The organism is Rhizobium sp. P38BS-XIX (genome assembly GCF_012641435.1).
Taxonomy (GTDB): Bacteria; Pseudomonadota; Alphaproteobacteria; order Rhizobiales; family Rhizobiaceae; genus Rhizobium.
Genome location: NZ_JABAIJ010000001.1, coordinates 1,258,287 through 1,278,861 on the forward strand (window position 1 = coordinate 1,258,287; position 20,575 = coordinate 1,278,861).

General features: G+C 58.7%; 19 protein-coding genes. 10 read left to right on the top strand and 9 right to left on the bottom strand.

Annotated features, from left to right (window positions below; all coding sequences use genetic code 11):
* Nucleotides 1-163 precede the first annotated feature (163 nt).
* The 5 genes from HGP17_RS06105 to HGP17_RS06125 all read right to left on the bottom strand — a co-directional run bounded on the left by HGP17_RS06105 (nucleotide 164) and on the right by HGP17_RS06125 (nucleotide 7,528).
* Nucleotides 164-2,689 (bottom strand): FkbM family methyltransferase, encoded by a 2,526-nt coding sequence (locus HGP17_RS06105; RefSeq protein WP_246703955.1) that lies wholly within the window; start codon nucleotides 2,687-2,689, stop codon nucleotides 164-166.
* 76 nt (nucleotides 2,690-2,765) lie between these two features.
* A complete protein-coding gene (locus tag HGP17_RS06110; protein ID WP_168806851.1) occupies nucleotides 2,766-4,235 on the bottom strand; it encodes a glycosyltransferase family 2 protein in 1,470 nt (489 codons plus the stop codon).
* A 104-nt stretch (nucleotides 4,236-4,339) separates the two neighbouring features.
* Nucleotides 4,340-5,086 (bottom strand): phosphodiester glycosidase family protein, encoded by a 747-nt coding sequence (locus HGP17_RS06115; RefSeq protein ID WP_246703956.1) that lies wholly within the window; start codon nucleotides 5,084-5,086, stop codon nucleotides 4,340-4,342.
* A 67-nt stretch (nucleotides 5,087-5,153) separates the two neighbouring features.
* A complete protein-coding gene (locus HGP17_RS06120) occupies nucleotides 5,154-5,828 on the bottom strand; it encodes a 4Fe-4S dicluster domain-containing protein (protein ID WP_205925794.1) in 675 nt (224 codons plus the stop codon).
* Nucleotides 5,829-5,947: 119 nt separating this feature from the next.
* Entirely contained in the window at nucleotides 5,948-7,528 is a 1,581-nt protein-coding gene (locus HGP17_RS06125) for a trimethylamine methyltransferase family protein (protein ID WP_168806854.1), read from the bottom strand.
* A 258-nt stretch (nucleotides 7,529-7,786) separates the two neighbouring features.
* Here HGP17_RS06125 and HGP17_RS06130 point away from each other — a divergent pair, with 258 nt between their 5' ends.
* Complete coding sequence (locus HGP17_RS06130; protein ID WP_168806855.1) at nucleotides 7,787-8,488, top strand: B12-binding domain-containing protein; 702 nt, start codon at nucleotides 7,787-7,789, stop codon at nucleotides 8,486-8,488.
* 65 nt (nucleotides 8,489-8,553) lie between these two features.
* Here HGP17_RS06130 and HGP17_RS33500 read toward each other — a convergent pair whose 3' ends face one another.
* Nucleotides 8,554-8,712, bottom strand: a complete 159-nt coding sequence (locus HGP17_RS33500; protein WP_168806856.1) for an entericidin — start codon at nucleotides 8,710-8,712, stop codon at nucleotides 8,554-8,556.
* Nucleotides 8,713-8,782: 70 nt separating this feature from the next.
* Between HGP17_RS33500 and HGP17_RS06140 the strand changes: the two genes are divergently transcribed.
* The 7 genes from HGP17_RS06140 (at nucleotide 8,783) to HGP17_RS06170 (ending at nucleotide 15,059) form a co-directional block, all read left to right on the top strand.
* On the top strand, nucleotides 8,783-9,370 hold the full coding sequence (locus HGP17_RS06140) for a DUF1638 domain-containing protein (RefSeq protein ID WP_168806858.1): 588 nt from the start codon (nucleotides 8,783-8,785) through the stop codon (nucleotides 9,368-9,370).
* 235 nt (nucleotides 9,371-9,605) lie between these two features.
* The gene (locus HGP17_RS06145) at nucleotides 9,606-9,908 is read left to right on the top strand and encodes a virulence factor (protein WP_168806859.1); all 303 of its coding nucleotides are present in this window, start codon (nucleotides 9,606-9,608) and stop codon (nucleotides 9,906-9,908) included.
* Nucleotides 9,901-10,479 carry a methylenetetrahydrofolate reductase C-terminal domain-containing protein gene (locus HGP17_RS06150; protein WP_168806861.1) on the top strand — a complete coding sequence of 193 codons (579 nt, stop codon included), beginning with the start codon at nucleotides 9,901-9,903 and terminating at the stop codon, nucleotides 10,477-10,479. Before HGP17_RS06145 ends, HGP17_RS06150 begins: the two co-directional genes overlap by 8 nt.
* Nucleotides 10,480-10,483: 4 nt before the next feature.
* On the top strand, nucleotides 10,484-11,590 hold the full coding sequence (locus HGP17_RS06155; protein ID WP_168806863.1) for a methylenetetrahydrofolate reductase: 1,107 nt from the start codon (nucleotides 10,484-10,486) through the stop codon (nucleotides 11,588-11,590).
* 104 nt (nucleotides 11,591-11,694) lie between these two features.
* Complete coding sequence (locus HGP17_RS06160; protein WP_168806865.1) at nucleotides 11,695-12,657, top strand: methyltetrahydrofolate cobalamin methyltransferase; 963 nt, start codon at nucleotides 11,695-11,697, stop codon at nucleotides 12,655-12,657.
* Between the two features lie 2 nt (nucleotides 12,658-12,659).
* Nucleotides 12,660-13,013: a hypothetical protein gene (locus HGP17_RS06165; protein WP_168806867.1), complete on the top strand. Its 354-nt coding sequence runs from the start codon at nucleotides 12,660-12,662 to the stop codon at nucleotides 13,011-13,013.
* A 45-nt stretch (nucleotides 13,014-13,058) separates the two neighbouring features.
* Entirely contained in the window at nucleotides 13,059-15,059 is a 2,001-nt protein-coding gene (locus HGP17_RS06170; RefSeq protein WP_168808120.1) for an ASKHA domain-containing protein, read from the top strand.
* Nucleotides 15,060-15,077: 18 nt separating this feature from the next.
* Here the strand turns inward: HGP17_RS06170 and HGP17_RS06175 are convergent, their stop codons facing one another.
* Nucleotides 15,078-15,977, bottom strand: a complete 900-nt coding sequence (locus tag HGP17_RS06175) for a LysR family transcriptional regulator (protein ID WP_168806897.1) — start codon at nucleotides 15,975-15,977, stop codon at nucleotides 15,078-15,080.
* Nucleotides 15,978-16,097: 120 nt separating this feature from the next.
* Between HGP17_RS06175 and HGP17_RS06180 the strand changes: the two genes are divergently transcribed.
* Complete coding sequence (locus HGP17_RS06180) at nucleotides 16,098-16,343, top strand: hypothetical protein (protein ID WP_168806899.1); 246 nt, start codon at nucleotides 16,098-16,100, stop codon at nucleotides 16,341-16,343.
* A gap of 585 nt (nucleotides 16,344-16,928) precedes the next feature.
* Entirely contained in the window at nucleotides 16,929-17,948 is a 1,020-nt protein-coding gene (locus tag HGP17_RS06190) for a GlxA family transcriptional regulator (protein ID WP_348648886.1), read from the top strand.
* Nucleotides 17,949-17,988: 40 nt separating this feature from the next.
* Here HGP17_RS06190 and HGP17_RS06195 read toward each other — a convergent pair whose 3' ends face one another.
* On the bottom strand, nucleotides 17,989-19,320 hold the full coding sequence (locus HGP17_RS06195) for a diguanylate cyclase (protein WP_168806913.1): 1,332 nt from the start codon (nucleotides 19,318-19,320) through the stop codon (nucleotides 17,989-17,991).
* Between the two features lie 186 nt (nucleotides 19,321-19,506).
* On the bottom strand, nucleotides 19,507-20,337 hold the full coding sequence (locus HGP17_RS06200; RefSeq protein WP_168806916.1) for a response regulator: 831 nt from the start codon (nucleotides 20,335-20,337) through the stop codon (nucleotides 19,507-19,509).
* Between the last annotated feature and the right edge of the window lie 238 nt (nucleotides 20,338-20,575).

A 20,575-nucleotide genomic window follows, 5' to 3' on the forward strand; every position in this document is an offset into this window, starting at 1 on the left:
CGCGAAAACAAAGAGATGGAGCGGTTCGGGGATTCAGTGAAAAACTGAACCGCTCTAAAGCCGACATGACCGATGAAAAAGCCGGCCGCAATATCTTGCGGCCGGCTTTTCTTTTGGTCGAGCGTCAATCCCGCTCGTGTTCTGGGGCCGATGGCGCGGCCTCTTATTGACCGAGCGGCCGCTGATTGACCGCATCCAGGAAGGACATATCCTCAGCATCATCCTTGCCGAAGACGAAGAAATCCGCCTCGGAAATCAAGGGATGCTTGTAGGGGTTATCGATGTGCTTGAGCAGCGACCACCCCGGCATCCAGCGCGCCACATCGTCGGTGAAACGCCGATTCCTGACATGAATGGCGCCATGACGATCCGGACCATCATGGTTGGAGGCGTAAACGATGACGTAACGCTTGGACATGGCAAAAAGCCTGTCCATATACGCGCGATACACATCTTCCTCGATGAGATGGAAGATAACGTCGAGGGATAACGTCAGCTCGAATGCTTCATTGTACTGGCTCATGTCGAGTTGCGGGCTGCCAAGCCAGACAAAATCGCGGCCAGGACGATTTCCGTGAATGTTCAGACACAAATCAATAGCCGTTCGCGAAACGTCGAAACCGGTGTAATCGGCGAAGTTCAGGTAGCGAAGCTGATTGCCGTCGCCGCTTCCGAGCTCTCCAACTTTTTGCACCTGCTTTTCGGCAGTGAATGCGTTGAGAATCAGCGCCTTGTATTCCGCAGATCTGTGATAGGAACCCGCACCGGAATTACCGCCCGTCTGATACCGCTGCTCCCAGTATTTCGACGAATCAAAGGCAGGACGATGATCCGCGACAGGTTGTGCGAGCACCGGGGCGACGGGCTGCGCGATATTGACGATCGGCGCCACCGGCTCGAACCATTTCTGCCATTCGTCGCCGCCAACCAGCTTCAGTTCGTTGCCGTTGCGAAGGGTCCAGGCTCGAACGCGCTGGGCATGCTTCGAGAGAAGTTCATGGTAGCGCTGACTATGCGTGCCGCTGCGCGCAACAAGGTGCACTTCGCAGAGGAAATCGGGATGCAGCGCCACATCGCGCATCTCCTGAGTCTCGTGATCGCACGTGACGAAGATGATCGGATCGCGTTCACGTCCGGCAACCGCCAGAATGAACTCCACCAATCCGTCGGCCCGATCCGCATCGACAAGATAGATGATCGACGAGGCGTCGGGGGCATCCGTCCGCAACAGCGAGATCGGATACATGGTCGAGAGAACTTCGTCCTGTTTCCTGGAGCTGTCATAGGCCGACCCCGTGCCGGCGGTCGATTGCTCGTAGATCGTCGGACGCTGCACTTCGATCGGCAGCAGCCATCTTTCCTTGCGCGGCACGATATAAGACGGGATACCCTCACGGTTGAGATATTCCGCAAGCCACGTATCGGCCATGTTGCGATGGCGGAAATCCGATAGCTGCATCTTCACCGTGTTCGAGTGGAACACACAGGCGTTCGTCGCAACGACATGGACGCGACGCCGGCGCATGAAGGCGCGCTCGAAATGAAGGACGGCCCGTCCGCGATCCTTGTAGTAGCCCTTGCTCGGCTGCAGGATAATGGCGCCATGAACGCCGACGACGGCCTGACCGCGCAGTTGGGCAAGTTCTCCGACAGAGCGGGCAACGAAGTCATCGGGGTAAATGATGTCATCGTCGCAGGTGATATAAACGGCGTCTTCGACCTGATCGAGGCCCCAGAACTTGCCGGCATCGCCGTAGCGGCTGCCATCGGTGTCGATGAAATGCCGGATCTTGGGATGATCTGCTATGAAGCCCGGCGCTTCGGTAAAACCGTTGAGATAGACGTACAGGCAATCGACTTGCGGCAGCAGCGACATGACGGTGGCGCGCAGCGCGATCTCATTTCCTGCGACCGTCGCCATGCCGGCCACGATCTGACGTGTCGGCGGCAGCAAAGCCAGGTGTCGCGGATCGACCAGATCTGTTGCCTTCGCCGGAATGCCGGCTTCATCGTGAACCGGCTCGAAAAGATAGGTCGGCGTGGTGTTGTAGAACTGGATCTTGCGATAACCGAGCGGCCGCAACACAGCTTCGACATCGGCCAGAACGGCCCGGGTTCCGGCGCTGACGAGCAGCTTCGGCCGGCACCGCGCAATCGTTTCCTGGGCGCCGCGCAGCACATCGGCCTCGCAGCCGCTGACATCGATCTTGATGAGATGCACCCGCTGCTCACTGATGATGTCGTCGAGCTTCGCCACCTGGATCTCGCCCTGCCCGTTAGGCTGGAACGTCGTGTTGCCGAGATTGCCGGCATCGGCGGTCGCGATCTCTCCCGTGCCGGAAACAGCGCCAAGCGCGAGCGGGTGAAGCTCGACCAGCCCGTTGATTCCGTTGAGTTCGACATTAGCCTGCAACGCGGCGAACGCGATCGGATTGGGCTCGAAAGCGATCGTCCTCACGCCGAGAACAGAGCTGAAAAACAGCGTGTGATTGCCGATATAGGCACCGACGTCGATCGCCAGCGCGTCCTCCGGCAATGATGAACCCACATCCTCGAGCATGGCCCGCTCGTAGAAGGCGCGGTTCTGAAGGATAAACCCTTGGATGTGATCATTCGGATTGGGAAGGTGAAACCTGACGGGGTTCCGGTAGGTGTTCACTTCGCAGGCGATCGTGGCTTGCAGCGTCATCGCGGTTCTTTCCAACATGCAAAGGTTTAACAGGCAAGGACTTATCGGGAATGGTCCGGCGCGACCGAAATGATCGTCAGCGGCCGCCGGCGACCATCAATCCGCTACCGCCCATTGCATCGAGACTGAATTTCAGGCCCGCACTGACACTTGCCCAGCGTTTGGCCGCCATCACCTCGGTCGCGCGATCCTGGGCGAAGAGGCAAAGGTTAAAGCCGAAGGGCGACAGATTGTTCGCCAGCGCCGGCAAGGCGAGCAAGGCGCTCTCGGTCGGGTATGACGTATTCTGAAGATCGACCACGACCAGTTCGAACTTGACGTCCGCGCCGATCTGCCGGGTATCGGGGAATGTCGCGGAAATATCCTCGAAACCGACATTGGCCGCCTCTGTTTCGATAATCGAGATATTGTCGGTCAGTCCGCTCGCCGTGAAGCGCGCGTCGAGATCGGCAACCTGCTCCGGTGTGATGCAGAGGCAGTTCAGCCCGATATCCTGTCCCGCCACGAGCGACGCCAATGCCAGTGCGGAGCGCGGCGCACCGATATGAAGAATATTCGGCTTGTCGCTTCGCGCAAACGCTGCCCGGCGAAGCGCCCAGATCTGCATCGGCGTCAACGGATTGCGGCCGGCAACGGACTGGGCGTCGAGCAAGGTCGGATAACCCGAAACGAGAATGTCGCTTGCCGTCTTTTGCCAGACGTCCGTGCCAACAACGATGCTGGACACATCCGGCGCGGCATTATCGGCAAAAACCACAGGAGCCGGCTTCGGCGCAGCGGTCGTGGCGACAGGCCGCGTCACCGGCAGAGGCGGCTTGTTGAAGGCATCCTGTGCCGAACGCTGCTGTGACGTCGAGTTGAGACCACGCGAATTCGGATCGAGATTATGGTGCGAATAGGGATTGGACGCCGTGTAGCAGTGCGCATTGATCGGCATGTATTCGTAGCGCCGCGTCTGGTCGAGAATGGGGAGCGCCAAAGCGATGTCGCAGGCAGCCATGAACCACTGCCCGGCATTGTCGCGGAAATAGCTCTCCGGAATATTGTCGAGCAACGAAGCGCGAAAGCTGAAGAAATGGCTGGTCTTCCATCCCTGAGCGCGCGGCGAAAGATTGGGATCGAGCGGACCGTTGCCGCCAACGCCGCCGCCATCCGTGATGAAATTCGTCCAGACGACATCCTTGCCACCCGCGTACTTCTGCGCCATCTGCTCCAGGATGGTCGGGATGATCAGCTGATCGTCGCCATCGAGAATTCCGATGAAATCAGCGGCATGGGCAAGCGGGCGCAGATGCTCCCAGACGTTACGCGACTTCCCCATTTGGGTGTCGTTGCGGATGAAGGTGTGTCGGTTCGGAAAAAGATCGTTGAGGACCGATGCCGCGATCACCCCGGTATCGTCCTGCGAGCAGTCATCGACAAAGAGAACATGCAGATCGTCCAAGGTCTGCCGTGAAAGGCTTGCGAGGGACTGGCGGACGTACATTTCGCAGTCGCGCGCCGTCATGAAGATCAGCGCCGTTGTCCCGTTTGCAATTTCCGTCATCACCGTCTCGCAGCCTCAATCCGACAATATCGCCTGGAGGATATGGCATCCCCTGCTATCCCGATTAGCGAATGTGGCTGGCTCCAACCTTGCGTATCCCCACCTCATCCCGGCAGCAGTTCCGTCACGGCGATGATCGGACCGAGCGGAAAAAGACCGTCCCGTCTTTGCCATTCCGGAATGTCCAGGCTTGAAATGCTGCCATCCAGAAACAGCGCATTGGCGCAGCCGAGATCGTCGCGGAACAATGTCGCGAAGTCGTGGAACCGGACCGGACCGTCGGAAACGACAAAAACGACCTTGCCGTCGGCGGTAACGCCGACGCCGTTGCGTGATTTCAGGCTCGTGCTGTCGGCGAGGAAGGACGGATGAAGCTTGCCGTCGATGACCAGCATCGGCCCGGACTGTGTCGCATAAAACGGCTTTATGCCGGAAGAGACGAATGCGTTGCTTTCCATCACACCCGCCTTCCCCGGCAGAAGATAGAAGACGCCATTCGGCAGCAAATGGAAATTGCCCCAACCCTTGTTGGTATTGATCGCTTTCAGTTCACGCCCGTTTTCAACGAACAGGCCGACCGGTGATTGATCGTCGAGATACATGCCGCCGTTCATGGCAAAACGGATATAGATCCGGTCCTGGCGCAGATCATTCTCAAGCGCACGAAACGAGCCGTAGGGCTTGCCGCTGCGATCGTTCTGAAAAAGCTGGATGTCGTCGACAGCCGGATCGAAGCTACAGATGGTATAGGCATCGCCGAGATGCTGCACCTTGCGGCATGCCTCGCCTGCGGACGCGGCCGTGCCGAAGGCGAGCGCGGCCAGGATCGTCATCAATCGAATCAAGGTCATAACTCCAGATTGATAGCATGGGCGGCAAGTCGCAATGAAATTGCGGCAAAACAAGGAGGCAATGGATTTAAAGCTTTAGAGCCGCCATGTGAAAGGAAAGCTGTTCGGCGGGATAACGATAAGTGGCCCCGACGGGACAGGCATTTCGGGCAAGGCATCCCGTCGCCATGCAGGTCGCCTGCCCTTGCGCGCTTCGCAAGTACGATCGACAGTGCTGAACATCGAACCCGGTGGGCTCCACCGCTCCCGCGGGACAGCTTGTAAGACAAGGCTTGTCAGCGCAGCGGTCACAGGGATGATCGTCATCGGTTGGTGCCGGTTCCTCCGTCAGCAAATCCGCAAATCCAAGGGCGCCACGATAGCCGTGCCAGAGGCCGTATCGCGGATGGATGAGAATACCGAGAGGCGAGGCCTTCAGACCCTCAGCCTTCATGGTCCAGCGCTGAAACGGCTGCCATGGCGGGTCGGACGGGAAATAGGCAGTCGCGCCGAATTCTGCGGCGACGGGCCTGATGATCGCTTTCGACCAGTCATCGAGCGGATCGCGGCGGCCGATATTTTCGGGCAGTTGACGCCACAGAGAGAATGGTCGCCAGATAGAGCCGCCGATATTGCCAAGCAACACTACACTCCGCGCCGGCAGGCCATCGTCCAATTGCGGCCCATCACCATCGTCAAAATGAAGGCTGCCACGAACGAAAACTCCGTGGGCGCCAAGCGCCGCACGGAGCTTCTCAATCATGACAGGGCCGCCGCTCACCGTGGCCCCTTATATTGATAGTGCGGCCGCCAGACTTCCTTCTGGATCAGGTCGGCAACGCGCGTTGCACCGCCTTGCTCCCTGGCGGCCTCGGGCTCTCTTCAAGTGAAAGCGTCCGGCATCGAATCCTTGCGCTTCTGGATATAGGCCAGCAACGCTTCGTCGACGGCCGCATCAAGCGGAGGCGCTTCATAATGGTCGAGCCAGGAGCGGCAAAGCGCGTTGGCGCGATCTTCGATGCGCTTCTGTCCCTCGATTTCCCACTGCTCGAAGGAGTTGTTGTCGGCGAGCGGCGAGCGATAGAACGCGGATTGGAAATTCGCCTGGGTATGACCGCAGCCGAGATAGTGGCTTCCCGGACCGACTTCGCGGATAGCATCCAGCGCCTGACCATTCTCCGAAAGATCGATCCCTTCCGCCATCTTCTGCATCATGCCGAGCTGGTCCTGGTCGATCATGAACTTCTCGTAGGAAGAAACGAGACCGCCTTCGAGCCAGCCTGCGGCATGGAGCACGAAATTCGTGCCCGCCAGCAGCGTCATGTTCAGCGTATTGGCTGATTCATGCGCCGCCTGCGCATCTGGCACCTTGGAGCCGCAGAGCGAACCGCCGGTACGGAAAGGCAGACCGAGACGACGGGCAAGCTGCGCTGCCCCGTAGGAAACGAGCGACGGCTCCGGCGTACCGAAGGTCGGCGCTCCCGACTGCATGGAGATCGAGGCGGCAAAAGTTCCGAACAGGACCGGCGAGCCCTTGCGAATCAACTGCGTAAAGGATGCCCCAGCCAAAACTTCCGCAAGAATCTGCGTCAGCGTGCCAGCGACCGTTACCGGGCTCATGGCGCCCGAAAGGATGAAAGGAGACACGACCGAAGCCTGGTTGTGTCGCGCGTAAACCTTCAAGGCGCCGAGCATGGTCTCGTCGAAGACCATCGGCGAGTTGGCATTGATCAGGTTGAGGGTGACGCAATTGTTCTCGACGAAATCGTCCCCAAACACGATCTTCGCCATTGCGATCGTGTCTTCGGCGCGCTCCGGCGCGGTCACCGATCCCATGAACGGCTTGTCGGAATATTTGATATGGCTGTAGACCATGTCGAGGTGACGCTTGTTCACCGGAACGTCCACCGGCTCGCAAACCGTACCGCCCGAGGAGTGCATCGACGGCGCCATATAAGCGAGCTTCACGAAATTGCGGAAATCCTCAATCGTCGCATAGCGGCGGTTGCCTTCGAGGTCGCGCACGAAGGGAGGCCCGTAGACGGGTGCGAAAATCGTCGCCTTGCCGCCAACGTGAACGTTGCGGGCGCTGTTGCGCGCATGCCAGGTGAATTCCTTCGGAGCCGTCTTCAACAGTTCGCGGCAAAGTCCCTTCGGGAAGTGGACGCGCTGCCCGCGCACATCGGCGCCGGCTTGCTTCCAGAGCTCGAGTGCCTCGGCATCGTCGCGAAACTCGATCCCGATTTCCTCTAGAATCGTATCGGCATTGCGCTCGATGAGCTGCAGGCCTTCTTCATCGAGAACTTCGTAAACGCCGATCTTGCGGGTGATATAAGGAAGCGAAGGACCAGGCCCGCCACCGCTGCGCGACGCACGCCTTGCGGCGGCTCCTCTACCCTCGGTTCGCGAACGCCGTCCGCCGCCATCGCCACCTGCAACCGGCTGTTCGATCATATCGTCCATGATGTTTCCTCGCTCCTGCGCATGAATGCGTCTATCCTCGCCATGCTACCCGATTCCGACAAGCAGACGTTTCTTAATGCGCCAGCCATTAGCATAGGACAGACATGGAAGCGTCAATATCCTCGCTTTATATTCGTCGCGATTGATCCGCATCACGTCGCATTCGAAAAGAGTTTTGGCGGCCTTCGGGTCTATCGATAATAGTGACAGTGTTTTATACAAGCCTCTGATGCATTGCACGAAAACGGGATGGAGCGCATGTCTGACGACGAAATCATTCTCTCGGAACTTTCTGACGAAGAGCTCGTGCAGCAGATGCATGACGACCTGTATGACGGGTTGAAGGAAGAGATCGAGGAAGCAACGCAGATCCTTCTCGATCGCGGCTGGACCCCTTACGACGTGCTGACGCAGGCACTTGTCGAAGGCATGCGCATCGTCGGCATCGACTTCCGCGACGGTATTCTTTTCGTTCCGGAAGTTCTGCTTTCCGCCAATGCGATGAAGGCCGGCATGGCGATCCTGCGGCCGCTTCTGGCGATGACCGGCGCTCCGAAGCTGGGCAAGATGGTGATCGGCACCGTCAAGGGCGACATTCACGACATCGGCAAAAACCTCGTCGGCATGATGATGGAAGGCGCCGGTTTCGACGTGATCGATCTTGGCATCAACAACCCGGTTGAAAACTATCTCGACGCGATCGAACGTGAGCAGCCCGACATTCTCGGCATGTCTGCCCTGCTGACGACGACGATGCCTTACATGAAGGTTGTCATCGATACGCTGAAGGAAAAAGGCCTGCGCGATGATTACGTCGTTCTCGTCGGCGGCGCGCCGCTGAACGAAGAGTTCGGCAAGGCTGTCGGCGCTGACGCCTATTGCCGTGACGCAGCTGTCGCTGTCGAGACAGCCAAGGAATTCATGAAGCGCAAGCACAACAGCCTGGCCGCCGGCGCCTGATTGCGACATAACTACGCCGGCGGCAACCAAAGGGTTGTCGCCGGCCTATCGGCATCCCAAATCTGTTATTGCGCAGCCTTCTTGACCGTATGACCGGCGTCCTGGGTGGCGTTCACTGCGTTTGCAGTGTCTCTGCCCACGCCGCGAATTGTATTCGCGCATGAAGCAAGGACCATGAGAACTGCGCAGGCGGTGGCAATTTTGCTGAATGTCGAGGCAGTCATGATCGGGAACCCTCTCTGAGTGGATATCGATAAACAAAAGGCGGAGACCTATCCTCCGCGTGGTAAACGCATGACAACGGAAAAAGTTCATGTGATCGCGTGCGGCGCAATCGCGCGCGAGATACTGGCGGTCACCCGAATAAACGGGCTCGACCACATCGATCTGCACTGTCTTCCGGCAATCTACCATGCCTATCCGCAGAAGATCGTTCCGGCCCTGGAGGTGGCGATTGCTGAAGCCCGTTCACGCGGTTTCGAGAAAATCTTTGTCGGCTATGCCGATTGCGGCACAGGCGGCGATCTCGACAAACTTTGCGAGCGTGAGGGGATAGAGCGCCTATCCGGTCCCCACTGTTATTCCTTCTTTACCGGCAACGAGGCCTTTGCGGCGCGAGATGACGACGTCACCTCGTTTTTTCTGACGGATTTTCTGGCGCGCCAGTTCGAAGCCTTCGTGATCGTGCCGCTTGGTCTGGATCGCCATCCGGAACTGCGCGACATGTATTTCGGCAATTATCGTAAGGTGGTCTACCTCTCGCAGGAGGAAGATCCGACGCTGCAAGCCAAGGCGCGCGAAGCCGCAGCCTATCTCGGGCTCGACTACGAGTACCGTTTCACCGGCTACGGCGATCTCGCCCGCGAACTGATTGTTGTCTGATTACGACATAATCGTCGCTTCAAGATTCTTATGGTTTGCCAGTTCCGACACGCTGGACAAATCACGGGCATTCAAACAAATTTTTAAAGCCGGTAATCTCAAAGGATAGCGCGCTTTTCCGCTAGTGCCGATATGCTTTTCATGCCGCGTCGCTTTTTGGCATGTGCGGCGTCGTGGCGAGCGCAGTCCGGAGATAGGCTGGCGTGCATTCTTTGCGTGAAGAGGAGATTTGTGTATGGCCGATCGCATTGTCGTCTACTGGCGGGATATCCCGGCCCAGGTCATCATCAAGAAGGGTAGGCAGACGGCAAAACGCGAGCTCTCGCTGCGCTTTACCGAAGCGATCGACATGTGTGCCATGCGCACCGGCGCCGCCGAAACCGACGACTATCTTGCCGAGTGGCGCAAGGCCGACCCCGTGCCGGTTTCCGATGATCTTGAGGCCGAGGCGGATAAAGCGGCAAGCGAGCTCGAAAGCGCCTATGATCGCGAGCGGTTGGTGGCATTGGTCAAGGCCGGAGGCCGCGACAATGGCTGATGCCGCCCCAAAGCCGGGCAATGCCGGCGCAGCGGCGAAAGCCGCCAGCGGCGCCTATACGCCGGCCGGCGTCTCCCCCAACCGACGCGCGCGCCGCAAATATACGATCCGCCTGTGGGCCGTTCGTCATTCACGTTTCTTCGAGTGGTTCTATCGTCGCTTCGCCGATGCCTTCCTGCTGCTTCATCCGCTATGGAAGTCGATCGGCTACGACCGTGTGGAGCGCCCGATCACCTTTATCGAACGCAATGTGAAGGGCTTCCTCTTCGATTGCCGCATGTGCGGCCAGTGCGCGCTATCGTCGACGGGCATGTCCTGTCCGATGAACTGTCCCAAGCAGCTGCGCAACGGCCCCTGCGGCGGTGTGCGCGCCAATGGCAATTGCGAGGTGGAGCCCGATATGCCCTGCGTCTGGGTGCAGGCCTGGAACGGTTCGCGAAACATGAGCGAGGGCGATGCGATTTTGAAGGTGCAGAAGCCTGTAAACCAGTCGCTGCGCGAAACCTCGTCGTGGCTTCGCGTCACGGCGGAAGCAGCTGCGGCCCGCGACGCCGCAAAAAAGGAAGCCTGACCAGATGTCGCAAATCGATGAAAATCCCCTTGGCGTCCATCTGCCGCTCGATCCCCTGCCCGGTCACTATTCGTTGGGACGGCTGGAGCGCGTACTTCGTCGCGGCGAATTCGCAGTCACGGCCGAGCTCAACCCGCCCGACAGCGCCAATGCCGAAGACGTCTACGAGCGCGCCGCCATTTTCGAAGGCTGGGTCGATGGCATCAACGCGGTCGATGCCTCCGGCGCAAATTGCCATATGTCCTCGGTCGGCATCTGTGCCCTTCTGACGCGCATGGGCTATGCGCCCATCATGCAGATCGCCTGTCGCGACAAAAACCGCATCGCCATTCAGGGCGACGTGCTGGGTGCTGCCGCCATGGGCGTGTGCAACATCATGTGCCTGACCGGTGACGGCGTGCAGGCGGGCGATCAGCCGGGCGCCAAGCCGGTCTTCGATCTCGATTGCATGTCCCTGCTTGAAACCGTGCGCGTCATGCGCGACAACGCCAAATTTCTGTCCGGCCGCAAGCTGACATCGCCGCCGAAGGTCTTTCTGGGCGCTGCCATCAACCCCTTCGCTCCGCCTTACGATTTTCGGCCCTACCGGCTGGCAAAGAAGATCGAGGCCGGCGCACAGTTCGTCCAGAGCCAGTATTGCTACGACGTGCCGATGTTCCGCGAATACATGAAGAAGGTGCGCGACCTCGGCCTCACCGAAAAATGCTTCATTCTCGTCGGTGTCGGCCCGCTCGCCTCGGCAAAAACCGCCCGCTGGATGCGCTCCAATGTGCCCGGCGTCCATATTCCCGATGAGGTCATCAAGCGCATCGAAGGCGCACAGGACCAGAAGAAAGAAGGCAAGCAGCTCTGCATCGACATCATCAACGAGGTGAAAGAGATCGAGGGTGTTTCCGGCGTTCACGTCATGGCCTACCGGCAGGAAGAATACGTCGCCGAGATGGTCCATGATTCCGGCGTGCTGAAAGGCCGTCAGCCATGGAAGCGCGAGTCAAGCCGTACCGATGCCCTAGTCGCCGAACGGCTGCACCAGATCAGCGAAGGCAGGGAAGAAAATCAGCAGGCAATGGCCGAGCTCGCAGCGCACCACACGCCGCAGCAGACACATTGATTTCGATAGATCGCAGTCGATCCCGGTAGAGGAGCCGGCCGGCTTGTAACCCAAATCATCGCACGATAGACCAACTATCGGGCCAACTGACCAGAGGATCAGATATGACGCGTACCATCGTTGCCTCCGCCACCCGCGAGATCATCATAGGCTTCGACCAGCCTTTCTGCGTCATTGGCGAGCGCATCAACCCGACCGGCCGCAAAAAGCTCGCCGCCGAGATGATCGAAGGCAATTTCGATACCGTCATCAAGGACGCCCTGGAACAAGTGGCGGCCGGTGCGACCATGCTGGACGTCAACGCCGGCGTGACTTCGGTCAACCCGAACGAGACCGAACCGGGCCTGCTGGTACAAACGCTCGAGATCGTGCAGGGTCTGGTCGACGTACCGCTCTCGATCGACAGCTCCGTCACGGCCGCCATCGAAGCGGCGCTCAAGGTTGCCAAAGGCCGGCCGCTGGTCAATTCGGTGACAGGCGAAGAGGAAAAGCTGGAAGCCATTCTGCCGCTCGTCAAGAAATACGACGTGCCGGTCGTCGCCATATCGAACGACGAAACAGGCATCTCCATGGATCCGGATGTGCGCTTCGCCGTCGCCAAGAAGATCGTCGAGCGCGCCATGGATCACGGCATCAAGCCGCATGACATCGTCGTCGACCCGCTCGTCATGCCGATCGGCGCTTTGGGTGATGCCGGCCGTCAGGTATTTGCGCTGCTGCATCGCCTGCGCAACGAGCTGAAGGTCAACACCACCTGCGGCCTCTCCAATATCTCTTTCGGCCTGCCGCACCGCCACGGCATCAACGCCGGCTTCATTCCCATGGTCATCGGCGCCGGTATGACCTCCGCCATCATGAACCCCTGCCGTCCGCAGGAAATGGAAGCTGTGCGCGCAGCCAACGTGCTGAACGGCACGGACGCCAATTGCACCAACTGGATCATGACCTATCGCGACTACAAGCCAGCCGAGGGCGGCGCTGCTGCCACTGCGGCCGCTCCCGCTGCCGGTGGCGGCCGGCGCGGCGGCCGTGCTGCCCGCACCGGCGCCGGCGCTGCGAAGGAGTAACGATGACCTATCCGAGCCGCCGGCTTTCCAACGACCTCGCCACCCTATGGATCGAGGCCCCCATGGTGATCGGCATGCGCCTGTCGCAGATGTGGATGACGGCCATGACCGGCGGCCAAGTGAACACTGCCGAATTCAACCGGATGATCACCGAGAAGATGGCGGCAGCCAGTGAAAGCGTCATCGCCGCCAACATGGCGATGGCTGAACAGAATATAGCGGCAATGACAGCAATCGCGACGGGGAAGAAGACCTCGACGCAACGGGCGGCCGACTCGATCGCCCGCGCTGCCGTCAAACCATATAGCAAGCGCGTTCGCTCGAACGTGCGCCGCCTTAGCAAACAGAAAGACTGATCCGTGGCCGAAGCCAGCGACAGCGCGAATCCCCTCGTCCTTTTCATGCCTTCCGGCAAGCGCGGCCACTTTCCGGTGGGCACGCCGGTGCTGGAGGCTGCTCGCAAGCTGGGCGTCTACGTCGAGAGCGTCTGCGGCGGTCGAGCGACCTGTGGCCGCTGTCAGGTCTCGGTTCAGGAAGGCAACTTCGCCAAACACAAGATCGTATCGGCCAATGATCACCTGTCGCCGATCGGACCAAAGGAAAAGCGCTACGCCGAGGTACGCGACCTGCCAGAGGGCCGCCGCCTCTCCTGTTCGGCGTTGATCCAGGGCGATCTCGTTATCGACGTGCCGCAGGATACCGTCATCAACGCGCAGGTGGTGCGCAAGGCGGCAGACGAACGCATCATTGCCCGCGATCCGGCCGTGCACATGTGCTACGTCGAGGTCGAGGAACCCGACATGCACAAGCCGCTCGGCGATCTCGACCGTCTGAAGGCGGCAATCGCGGCGGATTGGAAATACGACAATCTCGAAGTGGATTTTAACCTTATCCCGCAGGTGCAATCGATCCTGCGCAAAGGCGAGTGGAAGGTGACCGCCGCCATCCATCGCGATCAGGAGAGCGAACGTCCTCGCCTCATCGCGCTTTATCCAGGCTTGAAGAACGAAGCCTATGGCATTGCCTGCGATATCGGTTCGACGACCATCGCCATGCATCTGTCGTCGCTGCTTTCGGGGCGAACCGTCGCGTCGGCCGGTGCTTCGAACCCGCAGATCCGCTTCGGCGAAGACCTGATGAGCCGCGTCTCCTATGTGATGATGAACCCGGATGGACGCGAGGCGATGACCAATGCGGTCCGCGAAGCTCTGAACGGCCTGATCGACAAAGTGTGCGCCGATGGCGGCGTGTCGCGTGAGGATATTCTGAACGCCGTCTTCGTCGGCAACCCGATCATGCACCACCTCTTCCTCGGCATCGATCCGACCGAACTTGGCGGCGCACCTTTCGCGCTTGCCGTATCCGGTGCTGTGCATTTGAAGTCGGCTGAAATCGGTCTGCCGATGAATGCCGGAACCCGCATCTACATGCTGCCCTGCATCGCAGGTCATGTCGGCGCCGATGCGGCCGCAGCGACGCTCGCCGAGGGACCGCATCGCCAGGATGAGATGATGCTGCTGGTCGATATCGGCACCAATGCCGAAATCGTGCTCGGCAACCGCCAGCGCGTGGTCGCCGCCTCCTCGCCGACCGGCCCGGCTTTCGAGGGCGCCGAGATTTCCAGCGGCCAGCGTGCCGCACCCGGCGCGATCGAACGGGTGCGCATAGACCCCGTCACGCTGGAGCCGCGCTACCGCGTCATCGGCATCGAGCCATGGTCTGACGAACCCGGCTTCGAGGAAGCCGCTGCCAAGATCGGCGTAACAGGCATCTGCGGCTCCGCGATCATCGAGGTTGTGGCCGAAATGTTCCTGAGCGGCATGATCTCGGAGGACGGGGTGGTCGATGGCGCGATGGGTGCCCGCTCGCCCCGTATTTTGCAGAACGGGCGCACCTACTCCTACCTGCTGCGAGACGGCGAACCACGCATCACGGTGACGCAGAACGACATCCGCGCCATCCAGCTCGCCAAGGCCGCGCTTTATGCCGGCGTGAAGCTGCTGATGGACAAGCAGGGCATCCACCATGTCGACCGCATCGGCCTTGCCGGCGCCTTCGGCACGTTCATCGATCCCAAATATGCAATGGTGCTCGGCCTCATCCCGGACTGCTCGCTGGAGCACGTCAAGGCCGTCGGCAATGCCGCTGGCACCGGCGCGCGCATGGCGCTGCTCAATCGCGGGCATCGCCGCGAGATCGAGGAAACCGTCAGGAAAATCGAGAAGATAGAGACGGCGCTTGAATCAAAGTTTCAAGAGCATTTCGTCTACGCCATGGCCATGCCCAACAAGGTGGACAGCTTTCCGGAACTTTCGAAGGTGGTCACGCTGCCCGAACGCAAGCAGCCTTCGGACGATGGCGGAGAAGGTGGCGGCCGTAGGCGGCGTCGCAGCCGCGAGTAAAAGACAGACGGCCGCGAACTACGCGGCCATCTTGCGTCCGATCTCAACGAAGGCCTGACGAATGCTGTCGGCCACGGCCTTCATCGGCCCCGTCATCTGTGACGCCGTCAGCAGGCGAATGTCGAAAGAGGTGAGCTCCGGGAGGCCCTCGTTCGGGCCAAGGATCTCCATATCTTCCGTTACATAGGATCGCGGGAACGGCGCAATCGCCAGATCGGAAACGACGGCCGCGCGTTGCGCCATTGTGTGAGCGCTGAGGTAGGAGACACGGTAGGGTCGCTTTTGCCGCTCCAATTGCGCCATAGCCTCCGAACGCCAGATGCAGCCCTCCTCCCAGATGGAGATCGGCAACGGATCGCGGCGATAGGCCGTGCCGCACTTGGCGCCAGCCCAGACAAGGCGTTCGGTATAGATCACCTCACCTTCCGTCGGGAAAGGCCGCGTGGCGCAGTTGATGAGCGCCAGATCGAGCCGCTGCTCCTCAATGCGCTTCTTCAGTTGGATGCTCATATCGACCGTTACGTCGACCATGATGCCCGGATAGCTTTCGGAAAAGCTCTTCAAGATGCTCGGCAGCAGCCGTTCGCCAATATCGTCAGGCGCTCCAAGCCGCACCACGCCGCTGAGTTCCGGCATGATGAACCGTGATACGGCCTCGTTGGACAGTGCCAGAATGTTACGCGCATAGGAGAGCAGCATCTCTCCGTGCTGCGTCAGGCTCACCGAGCGCGCGTCCCGCAGGAAAAGCGTCACGCCAAGTTGCTCTTCGAGTTTCTTGATCTGCATCGAAACGGCTGACGGCGTGCGGAAAACAGCATCGGCGGCGGTGGAAAAATTACCGGTTTCGGCAATGGCCACAAAGGTCCGCAGAACTTCATTGTCAAGCAACGGTATGGGCCGGCGGAACGGTACGGTCATATCGACACCTTCAATTTTTCTGAATTTAAGCACCATATCATTTCATTTGTCTGAATGTCAACGAAGCGCCATATTAGCTCCACTGAAAATGATACACGCCGCCGAAAAGGAGCAAACACCATGGCTGGCACGGCAATGAATGAAACCGCTCGCTTCCTGACACTCATGCACGACCGCAGGATCCAAAAGACTGCACAGCATACGCTTGACGAGATCGTGGCGCGCTTCCCCGCGCATCTGATCGACGACGTCAACGCGCGGGGCCTGCCGCCGGATCGGACCCTGTCTGCTATTGAACGCAAGCCCGCCAATACGCAATCGTTCAAAAATACTAATAGTAGGCATAAGATCTATTCGCTTGATTGATGAATGCGCCGCATTCATATTATCACTCAAGGGTCGCGACCTTTTTGAGTGTTAAGCACCGAAAGGAACCTGAACATGACGACGATATCAATAAGACACACTGTAGGGACGCGGAATCCGCTTCCGTCAGGCAGCAGTTATGTGCCTTTTCTTTCCCGTATCGCGCACAATTGGCAGCAGTGGCGTTCGCTTCGCGAGCTTGAATCCCTTTCAGACGATGTCCGCAAGGACATGGGTTGGCCGGCCGCGGATGAAACCAAGAATTCGAAAGCCATGCGATGATCGACCAGAATGGTAATTTCTAAGGGCGACGCTCAACCCCGACGAGTGTCGCCTTTTGAACATTTTTGCATCTGAACGCGCATTCCAGATTAAACTTGAGATTTACCCACTTCTATATTTGACGACCCCGGCAGATTGCTTGCCATCCCTCCCCATTCCTCTTGCAATGCAGCATTTATCGCCAACGACGCAAATATCACTTTGCGGCCGCGATTATCCATGCCAATGTCGCTAACAGACCATCGAGCCGACGTATTTGACGCAAGGAATACGGAATGGTCCTGGAGCATGGATTTTCACGATATGAGCAAGACTCCGATTAAGACGCGTTCCCTGGTTTTCTTCCTCGTTCCGCATTTCACCATGCTGCCATTTTCCGCGGCAATCGAAACGCTGCGAATTGCCAATCGCATGCTTGGTTATCCCGCCTATACATGGCGGCTCGCCTCCACGGATGGCCAGAAGGTCTATTCTTCCAGCGGCATCGGGCTTGAAGTCAATTCTTCCCTCGCCGACGAGCGTCGCTTCCTCGGCGGCGAGAACCGCCCCAACATGGTGCTGGTCTGTTCCGGCATCTATGTCGAAGAGTTTCACAACAAATCGGTCAATGCCTGGCTGCGCGAAACCTACAATCGCGGCGTTGCCGTCGGAAGCCTCTGTACGGGCGCCCATGTACTGGCGCAGGCCGGCCTGCTGAACGGCAAGCGCTGCGCCATTCACTGGGAAAACCTGCCGGGCTTTTCGGAAACCTTCCCTCAGGCCGAAGTCTATGCCGATCTCTATGAGGTCGACAGCAACCTCTACACTTGTGCCGGCGGCACCGCATCGCTCGACATGATGCTGAACCTCATCGGTCAGGATTTTGGCGAAAACCTCGTCAACCGGGTCTGCGAGCAACAGCTGACCGATCGCGTGCGCAGCCCGCACGACCGCCAGCGTCTGCCGTTGCGCGCGCGTCTCGGCGTGCAGAACGCCAAGGTTCTTTCGATCATCGAGCTGATGGAAAGCAATCTCGCCGAGCCGCTGTCGCTTCTGGAAATCGCAGACGATGCCGGCCTGTCGCGCCGCCAGATCGAACGCCTGTTCCGGCAGGAAATGGGTCGCTCCCCGGCGCGCTACTACCTCGAAATCCGGTTGGATCGCGCCCGGCACCTGCTGGTGCAGTCGTCCATGCCCGTGGTCGAAGTGGCTGTCGCCTGCGGCTTCGTATCCGCCTCGCACTTTTCCAAGTGTTATCGCGAACTCTACAACCGCTCGCCCCAGCAGGAGCGCGCTGAGCGCAAGCTGACCATGTCGACGAACCGCACCGGCATCGTCGTCTGATCAGTTCAGCTGATAAGAACAGGCGAATTTTGCAGGCGGCCTATTCGGCCGCCTGTTCCGTCATTTTGAAGTCGGAATAGACCTGGTTACGACCATTGTGCTTGGCCATGTAGAGAAACTGATCGGCAGCATTGAGATAGTTCTCAAAGGCTTCATAACCGACGATCTCCGCAACACCGATGGAAACGGTGACAGCCAGCTCCTCGTCGTCGGCATGGACTTTTAGATCCGCAAGGCTCAACCGAACCTCGTCGCATAGCGCTGTCGCAGCCCGCGAGTTCATTTCCGTAAAGAGGATCGCGAATTCCTCGCCGCCCAGCCGCGACAGCAGATTGCCGCTGCCTTCGAACAGCGAATGCAGACGACCGGCAACCGCTTTCAGCACCTGATCGCCGATCTCGTGGCCATAGGTGTCGTTCAGCTTCTTGAAGTGATCGATATCGAGGATCGCGACGCAGCTCGGACGCTGGCGGCGCAGGCACTCATTCACCAGCCGCGGCCCATGATCATAAAAATAGCGGCGATTGAAGAGGCCGGTCAGATAATCGCTCGCCGCCGCCGCGCGCAATTGCTTCAATTGCGTCAGCGTCTCGACATTCAATGCGATACGGCACTGCAATTCTTCCGGGACATACGGACGGTAGATGAAATCGCTGGCTCCGGCTTTCAGGAAGGTCGCTGATAGCAGCCGGTCGTTCGAAGATGAGATCCCGATGATCCGCATCCGGTCCGACCCATAACGATGGCGTATGCGGCGGGTCAGCTCATGACCGTTCATATCAGGCATGTTGTAGTCGGTCACGACGACCTCGATGTCCTCGAAGCTTTCGAGCACCGCAAGAGCCTCGACGCCGGTGCTGGCTTCGGCGACTTTGAACTGTTGCGCCTCCAGCATGTCCGTCAACATCTTTCGAGCCGACGGAACATCATCCACAACCAATACGCGTGTCGATCGATTGGCGATAGCCCGTCGGACGGCCGCAACCAGATTATCGAGCGCGAACTCGCTGTCTTTCAGCACGTAATCGACGACGCTGCGTTCCATGATGCGGCTACGCGTCGCCATATCGAAGGATGCGGTGAAAACGATCGTCGGGATATTGTGAGCGACGGCGACGTCAAGCGCCTCGCCATGAGCAGCATCGGGAAGATTGAGGTCGATCACCGCCATGGTAAAGCTGAGATCGGGCTCTGCAAGTGCCTCATTCAGCATCTTCAGGGAGGAACAATGGGTCACGGACAGGCCGAGCTCCGCTTCGAAGCGGTGCGATAGCACGGCGGAAAACATGCGCGAATCCTCGACCAGAAGTATTTTCTGGCCGCTATTGCGATAGCTTCCACCACCGCTCAGGGATCCCACATGCAGCACCATTTCCCTTCAATTCCTCCTACGCCGTCCGGCACTCGAACGTTCAATCAGCTATATCTCGTCAAACTGCCCAGGCAGCATCCTGAACAGGATTCGTAAAAAATTGGAACCACAGATTGCAGGTATTTACCTAAAAAATGACGATTCCTCACATTTGATGCGCATTGTCTCCGCCGCGCACATATTATCTCACGCCACTTCCCTAACTCGGCGAGCCGATTGGATCTGCAATAATGTGTCGAGATTTTGATTCACGCGGCAGTAGAATTCCTCATCGATGAACGGTCGCAACATGAAATCATTGCCGCCGGCCTTGAGGAACCGCGCCGAAAGAAGCCTGTTGGTGGAGGACGAGACGCCGATGATGCGCAGCTCATGCGACCCGCGGGTCGCCCGAATGCGCCGCGTCAACTCGAAACCATCCATATCGGGCATGTTGTAATCCGTAACCATCAGACCGATATCCGGATTGGTCTTCAGCAGCTCAAGCGCCTTGGCACCGTTTTCGGCCACGCTGACCCGGAAATTGTAGCGCTTCAATCGGCTCGACAGCAACGCCCGTGCCGTCGCGCTATCATCGACGATCAGGACGTGATGGCGGTGATTGGTAAGGAAGCGGCAGATCGATTCCGCCAGCATATCGACAGCAAAGACGTTATCCTTGAGAATGTAATCGACCACATTCTTGGCAATCAGTTCGTCTCGCGTGCCTTCCAGAAACGTGCCGGTAAAGGCGATCGTCGGGATGCTGAGATCGAGCAGATAGGTCAGAGCCTCGCCCTTTTCAGCCCCGGGCAGGTTCATGTTGGAAATCGCGAGCTTGATCGGCTCGGATGACTTGTCGTAGGCGAGCTGCAGCTCATCGAAATTTCGGCAGATCTCGACATCGATATCCAGAAGCTCTCTCAGCCTCGTGCCGATCATCGATGTGAAGAGGTTGGAATCTTCCACCAGAAGAATGCGGGAGCCGGCAAGCGAAGCGCCGGAATATTGCATTCCAGAAACACCCAGAAATGGCATAATAAAAACCTGTTTTTGAAAATTGCTCCTCTACAGTTGTTCTAGAACAAAGCATTTGAATATTTGTTAAATCGACTGGTTTCCCGAAGATGAAGGAAATAGCTGTCAGCTCCTCGCCTTTCGGCAAGCCTATTCACCTTCGGCTCTTCTCATGTCGGGGCGACATCTTCAGAGTGCAGCACACCATCGCATGCAGACTGAACCAGATCTGCAGCTATAGTTGTCTCAATCGATAGCC

Coding starts and splice junctions, on each gene's coding strand:
- HGP17_RS06105 (WP_246703955.1), bottom strand. CDS start 2,689: ATGACGCTGCAAGCCACGATCGCCTGCGAAGTGAACACCTACCGGAAC.
- HGP17_RS06110 (WP_168806851.1), bottom strand. CDS start 4,235: ATGACGGAAATTGCAAACGGGACAACGGCGCTGATCTTCATGACGGCG.
- HGP17_RS06115 (WP_246703956.1), bottom strand. CDS start 5,086: ATGACCTTGATTCGATTGATGACGATCCTGGCCGCGCTCGCCTTCGGC.
- HGP17_RS06120 (WP_205925794.1), bottom strand. CDS start 5,828: ATGATTGAGAAGCTCCGTGCGGCGCTTGGCGCCCACGGAGTTTTCGTT.
- HGP17_RS06125 (WP_168806854.1), bottom strand. CDS start 7,528: ATGGACGATATGATCGAACAGCCGGTTGCAGGTGGCGATGGCGGCGGA.
- HGP17_RS06130 (WP_168806855.1), top strand. CDS start 7,787: ATGTCTGACGACGAAATCATTCTCTCGGAACTTTCTGACGAAGAGCTC.
- HGP17_RS33500 (WP_168806856.1), bottom strand. CDS start 8,712: ATGACTGCCTCGACATTCAGCAAAATTGCCACCGCCTGCGCAGTTCTC.
- HGP17_RS06140 (WP_168806858.1), top strand. CDS start 8,783: ATGACAACGGAAAAAGTTCATGTGATCGCGTGCGGCGCAATCGCGCGC.
- HGP17_RS06145 (WP_168806859.1), top strand. CDS start 9,606: ATGGCCGATCGCATTGTCGTCTACTGGCGGGATATCCCGGCCCAGGTC.
- HGP17_RS06150 (WP_168806861.1), top strand. CDS start 9,901: ATGGCTGATGCCGCCCCAAAGCCGGGCAATGCCGGCGCAGCGGCGAAA.
- HGP17_RS06155 (WP_168806863.1), top strand. CDS start 10,484: ATGTCGCAAATCGATGAAAATCCCCTTGGCGTCCATCTGCCGCTCGAT.
- HGP17_RS06160 (WP_168806865.1), top strand. CDS start 11,695: ATGACGCGTACCATCGTTGCCTCCGCCACCCGCGAGATCATCATAGGC.
- HGP17_RS06165 (WP_168806867.1), top strand. CDS start 12,660: ATGACCTATCCGAGCCGCCGGCTTTCCAACGACCTCGCCACCCTATGG.
- HGP17_RS06170 (WP_168808120.1), top strand. CDS start 13,059: ATGCCTTCCGGCAAGCGCGGCCACTTTCCGGTGGGCACGCCGGTGCTG.
- HGP17_RS06175 (WP_168806897.1), bottom strand. CDS start 15,977: ATGACCGTACCGTTCCGCCGGCCCATACCGTTGCTTGACAATGAAGTT.
- HGP17_RS06180 (WP_168806899.1), top strand. CDS start 16,098: ATGGCTGGCACGGCAATGAATGAAACCGCTCGCTTCCTGACACTCATG.
- HGP17_RS06190 (WP_348648886.1), top strand. CDS start 16,929: ATGAGCAAGACTCCGATTAAGACGCGTTCCCTGGTTTTCTTCCTCGTT.
- HGP17_RS06195 (WP_168806913.1), bottom strand. CDS start 19,320: ATGGTGCTGCATGTGGGATCCCTGAGCGGTGGTGGAAGCTATCGCAAT.
- HGP17_RS06200 (WP_168806916.1), bottom strand. CDS start 20,337: ATGCCATTTCTGGGTGTTTCTGGAATGCAATATTCCGGCGCTTCGCTT.